This window comes from Suttonella ornithocola, assembly GCF_001889065.1.
Taxonomy (GTDB): Bacteria; Pseudomonadota; Gammaproteobacteria; order Cardiobacteriales; family Cardiobacteriaceae; genus Suttonella_A; species Suttonella_A ornithocola.
Genome location: NZ_LWHB01000353.1, coordinates 1 through 446, shown reverse-complemented (window position 1 = coordinate 446; position 446 = coordinate 1). Strand labels below are relative to the sequence as shown.

The 446-nt window shown below is 38.9% G+C and carries 2 protein-coding genes; both read left to right on the top strand.

What is annotated here, in order from left to right; translation table 11 throughout:
• Window positions 1-6 precede the first annotated feature (6 nt).
• A complete protein-coding gene (locus A5N85_RS17460; RefSeq protein WP_072577693.1) occupies window positions 7-123 on the top strand; it encodes an IS630 transposase-related protein in 117 nt (38 codons plus the stop codon).
• Window positions 124-186: 63 nt separating this feature from the next.
• On the top strand, window positions 187-446 hold a 260-nt coding region (locus tag A5N85_RS14350), incomplete at its 3' end, for a transposase (protein WP_211268274.1).

Genomic DNA, 446 nt, shown 5'->3' with positions numbered 1-446 from the left:
TGAAGCCTGCTTAAGGATATTGAGCAGWATCCTGATGATTACCAATGGGAAAGCGCTAGACGTTTTAATTGCTCGCAATCAGCGATTTGTTATGCTCTAAAGCGAACTAAAGATAACGCATAAAAAAAGATTAACCAACATCCAAAAGCCGACACAGAGAAAAGAGAGCACTTTCAAGAACAAATAGTGGATAAGACTGCTCAAGACAAACCGATAGTCTATCTTGATGAATGTGGTTTTAAAGCCTTTGCTCATAGACCTTATGGCTACAGCACAAAAGGACAAATTTGTCATGGAAGTGATAACTGGCATTTAAAGAACCAGAGCAATGCGATTGGAGCCATTATCAATGGAGAATTGTTTGCCTTACGCTTATATGATGGTTCTATTAACAGCGATATTTTCTCTCATTGGGTGAGAGAAGCACTGTTACCTGAGTTACCTAA